The organism is Nostoc cf. edaphicum LEGE 07299 (assembly GCF_015207245.1).
Classification (GTDB): Bacteria; Cyanobacteriota; Cyanobacteriia; order Cyanobacteriales; family Nostocaceae; genus Nostoc; species Nostoc edaphicum_B.
Map to the genome: position 1 here is coordinate 1 of NZ_JADEXF010000527.1, position 4,110 is coordinate 4,110.

Consider the following 4,110-nt stretch of genomic DNA (forward strand, 5'->3'; position numbering starts at 1 on the left):
CAGCGAAACGGATAAAAGATAATTGTAGAGTTGATTATCAAGACCTATAGACTGTTTTGGCATGATAGATCAGAGAATTGAGAGAATCTACAGTTATACTATCGCTGATAAGTGGAATCTCAGGAATAACATGGTGCGGTTAGTTTTGACAGCAATATTGCTGGTGCTAGTGACAGCTTGTGGCAGTATTGGACTGCTACCAACTAGCGATTTAGTGCAAAAAGCGATCGCACTTGGGCTAGAACAAACTCAACAAAAACTTAGCCAACAGTTGGATTTAGATTTTCAAGGATTTGAAATCAAGCGGCTATCAATTACCCAGGAAGAACCACTGACGATTGACAATTTACCAGCTTTTCGCGTCCGGGGAACCTACGACTTAATTGTTAAGCTACCAAAACGACGCTTGACGCAACCAAAAAAACCCTTTGATGTTTATCTACAAATTCAGCAAGAAGGTAAAACTTGGCGATTGCTGCTTCCAGAAAAAGATAGTAAAAATACTCAATCAATTTGGCGTAGCTATTTAGTTGAGTAAAACTGTATTATCTATCACAGTGCTTTTTTTCATTTGCGTAAGAATTGCAAACCAGTAGCGTAAACACCAAATGCTAGTTAAGTTTTGCTTGATGAATTGAAATCTTTTTATCAGGGTAAAAGTTCTGCGCCGCCTCTCCCAAATTTTGATAAATGGTTGCATCAGGCTATTATTCCGAAGTCAAAGGTACGAAGTCTTCGGATGGAGAAACTTTTTATCCGTAATTAACACTTAAAAAGTTCAATAAATAAAGCTAAGTTTGTCGCAGTTGCGGAAGAACTATATTAAAGATTTTGAAATTTTGAATTACATACAGTGGAATATGTGCTGCTAGAAAAACTATCACAAAGATTCTGAACACAAAAATTTTTTAAGTTTGAATTACGTACATTGGGATATGTGCAACTAGAAAAACCATCACAAATATATTTGTATAATTGAGAACTACTAACCATAATCGAGGTGATAGTTTCACCGGAGACAGGGCAAGATGTATATTAACTTTTTCATCAGTTCTATTATTGGAATTGTGGTTCCGGTGCTGGTGGCTTTTGGCTTACTGCAATGGTTGCACATCCCTACAGGTAACTTTCTTGATTGGGTGATTGGTGGTGCAAGTTTTTGGTGGCTGTTGGTAATTGTTACCGTACCGTGGAATGTGCATTTTCAAGCCAAAGAAGTCTTAGCAGAAGCAGCACAATCAACTGAAAAAGGCATTCCAGTTGATGAGAAACAAGTGAAGTATGTCACATTGTTGGCAAAGCGATCGCTCTGGGTTGCTATTGCTTTACACTTATTCTCAGCCGTTGGTCTTTATACCCTTGCTGTCACTGGTATTAGTACGGTTGGATATATAAGTTCTGGTGCAGCTTTGTTATTAACAATTCTGCGTCCCGCGATTCGCGCTTACGAGTATTTATATGCGCGGTTAGCGATGATTCGCCAAGAATGGAAGTATCCGCGCGAAGATATTTTTGAACTGCGCGATCGCTTCTCTATATTGGAACAAAAAATCCAGTCATTGGAAGATCAACTCAACCCAGAACAACCCTATTCTTTATCCGCAACTCAACAACGTTTTGCCGAAGAAACTCGCAGAGATTTAGCCCGAATTGCGGCTAACTTGGAAGAATTACGGGCGACAAATCAAACAGAACATGAGCGTTTGGGGAGAGAAGCCAGAAATGCGATCGCGCAACTTTCCACCGACGGGCAATTTCTCGATCATGTCCGCGAAATTATTCGATTTTTTAAGACCGCTTAAAATTGCTTTAATAGCTACAGCTATAGCAGTTATCGTTTATATATAGCGGTTCTCGAATGGAAGCAATACAGTTTGACCTCTCTCCAAACCTCTCTCCTAAAAGGAGAGAGGCTTTGAATCTTACTCCCCTTCCCTTATAGGGAAGGGGCTGGGGGTTAGGTCTGTATTGTACTCAACTGATAACCGCTATAAAGTATATCTTTTAACCTTAACCCCAACGCCTCTCCTTACTAAGGAGAGGGGAGTGTTTGCGTCAGCAAATACGGGGTGAGGTTTCGAATGTATATGTTATAACTTTGTACGAATGATGATTAGTAAAGCTTACATAACTTCAGGAGTACTTACGGTGAATCAGATACAACTGACTTTAACTATTGGTTACTTGTTAATGTCATGCTATTTTTTAACCAATTGGTTAATATTTTCCCTACGTCATCCCACTTCCACTGCCGATGATAAATTTTTATCGGTTGTGATGTTTTTAGTTACAGCTATCTTCTGGCCTTTGATGATTCCGATGTCTTGTTTAGAAATGGTTCAACAAAAGCGAATAGACTTTAGTAAAATGATTCCTGTTCTGTTAGCAATATTTGTATTTAGTATTTCATATTATTTGACCGAATAATTCATAATTAATCTTCAGGAATTGCATAGATATAAAGAGAAGCCGGAGTGTTAACTTATAACCTTCCGACTTCTTTGTGCAACACACTACCTTAACTTCTTAGGCAGTCTATTTATTGCATTTGGAATTTCCTAACGGCGTCTGCTACCAAAACCAGTTGAGCGGCGGGGTGCTGTACTACGCCCACTACCAAAACCACTGCCAGAATTGCGTCTGGGTGAGGTGGCTCTGCCAGAGGGTTGCAAGGTGCTACCACCAAAACCAGAACCAGAAGGGCGGTTATTACCAGTAGTACTACGCGGTGCATTGCGTACAGTTGAATTTCCCGGATACGATCTTCTAATTGTGCCTGTATTACGGAATGCAGTGCGATTTCTCACGGCTGCTGGTTGCGTGTTGTACCGAGTTTGGTAGCTTTGAACTGCTTGACCATAAGTTCCACCATATCCACCAAAGCCACTTAATCCTTGTCCTGATTGATAAACAGGGGGTACATAATACTGGGGTCTAAACAACAGACTACCAATCGCCTGACCTGCCACAGCACCAGCCACAGACCCAGCAAATGGTGCCCAGAAGCTATTTTCTCGACGGACTACAACCGTCTCTTGTTGTCCGGTTTGGGGATTGGTTTTATTCTCGGTAACGTTGTGGACGTAATCTATTTTAAAGTCTTCCGTTAGATATAAAATCGGTTGTCCTTTTTCTACCTTCAGATAGGTTTTCTTACCTTGCTTGATTTCATCATCAGTTAACCGTGCCATTTGCAAATTTTCGGTTGCAAAGGTTGGAGGATTATTGTTAAGTAAAAACAAGCTGTATTCACCAGTTGCATCGTCATAAGTAGCTTGTTGTATTTTATACTCACCATCACCCAGTTTTGTGTTAGTAGAGGTTTGGCTAACGTTCTTAGCAGGAGGAGTAGTTTCGTTTCCCCCACCACAAGCGACAGTTGTGACACACAAACTCAGAGCTAAAAAAACGGCTGTAAATTTACGTACTATGGTCATGATCATTGGATTATTGTCCTATCTCTGAGCTTAACAATTTATCGATACGAGTAGTAAGTACGGACTACCCAACAAATTACAAAGGAATCAATTCTGGATAATATTGCAACAGTTGATCGCTAGTGAGTTCATCGCCCAACTGTGCTGGCGAGAAATGCACTTGGATTGCCTTTAATCTATGTTTATAATGCAAATTTATCAATGCTTTCAATCCTTCCTTGAGTGCCTGAACGTTAGAAAGATCGGTTTCCAAATCTGGTACTTCTCCTTCATAAGCTACTGTAATCATCACAATGACGTTGCGGGTTACAGGTATGGATAAAGGTTCATTCAATCCAGAGTCCGAACTGTAATTTGGTTCGCTGAGATATCTTTCAGCAGAGTCAGTAAATAATTCATTCACGTAATCCCCCGCTTCGCCCTCATTAAAAAATACATCACCTTCGTTGGCAGCAGAAAGCCAATATTCATCATATTGCAGCAGAGTTTGGCTAATTTCTACCAATCCTTCTCCTAAAACTTCTAAATCGCCATCGGCATCGATCGCATCTCGTCCAGCACTATTTAATACTCCCAAAATTGGCGCTACTTCACCTCCCCCTAAGTGCAGAAATAGGCGAAACACTACATAGCGAGTTCGACCAATCATTTTATTAAAAATATTGCTCATTTT

Annotated in this window: 5 protein-coding genes; 3 read left to right on the top strand and 2 right to left on the bottom strand. The window is 40.2% G+C overall.

Going from position 1 to position 4,110, the window contains the following annotated elements; all coding sequences use genetic code 11:
- Positions 1–130: 130 nt before the first annotated feature.
- From IQ229_RS16165 to IQ229_RS16175, 3 genes are all read left to right on the top strand, one after another.
- Complete coding sequence (locus tag IQ229_RS16165) at positions 131–538, top strand: hypothetical protein (protein WP_194045353.1); 408 nt, start codon at positions 131–133, stop codon at positions 536–538.
- A 490-nt stretch (positions 539–1,028) separates the two neighbouring features.
- Positions 1,029–1,802 carry a hypothetical protein gene (locus IQ229_RS16170; protein WP_194045347.1) on the top strand — a complete coding sequence of 258 codons (774 nt, stop codon included), beginning with the start codon at positions 1,029–1,031 and terminating at the stop codon, positions 1,800–1,802.
- A 346-nt stretch (positions 1,803–2,148) separates the two neighbouring features.
- Complete coding sequence (locus IQ229_RS16175) at positions 2,149–2,427, top strand: hypothetical protein (RefSeq protein WP_194045349.1); 279 nt, start codon at positions 2,149–2,151, stop codon at positions 2,425–2,427.
- A 131-nt stretch (positions 2,428–2,558) separates the two neighbouring features.
- On the opposite strand, the gene IQ229_RS16180 is transcribed toward IQ229_RS16175, so the two are convergent.
- Together IQ229_RS16180 and IQ229_RS16185 are read right to left on the bottom strand one after the other, a co-directional pair.
- Positions 2,559–3,443 (bottom strand): hypothetical protein, encoded by an 885-nt coding sequence (locus tag IQ229_RS16180; protein ID WP_194045351.1) that lies wholly within the window; start codon positions 3,441–3,443, stop codon positions 2,559–2,561.
- Between the two features lie 70 nt (positions 3,444–3,513).
- The gene (locus tag IQ229_RS16185) at positions 3,514–4,107 is read right to left on the bottom strand and encodes a DUF1517 domain-containing protein (RefSeq protein WP_194045354.1); all 594 of its coding nucleotides are present in this window, start codon (positions 4,105–4,107) and stop codon (positions 3,514–3,516) included.
- Positions 4,108–4,110 lie beyond the last annotated feature (3 nt).

Bases quoted from the DNA above. Each gene is read 5' to 3' on its own strand.
- IQ229_RS16170 (WP_194045347.1), top strand. From the start codon at position 1,029: ATGTATATTAACTTTTTCATCAGTTCTATTATTGGAATTGTGGTTCCG.
- IQ229_RS16165 (WP_194045353.1), top strand. From the start codon at position 131: ATGGTGCGGTTAGTTTTGACAGCAATATTGCTGGTGCTAGTGACAGCT.
- IQ229_RS16185 (WP_194045354.1), bottom strand. From the start codon at position 4,107: ATGAGCAATATTTTTAATAAAATGATTGGTCGAACTCGCTATGTAGTG.
- IQ229_RS16180 (WP_194045351.1), bottom strand. From the start codon at position 3,443: ATGATCATGACCATAGTACGTAAATTTACAGCCGTTTTTTTAGCTCTG.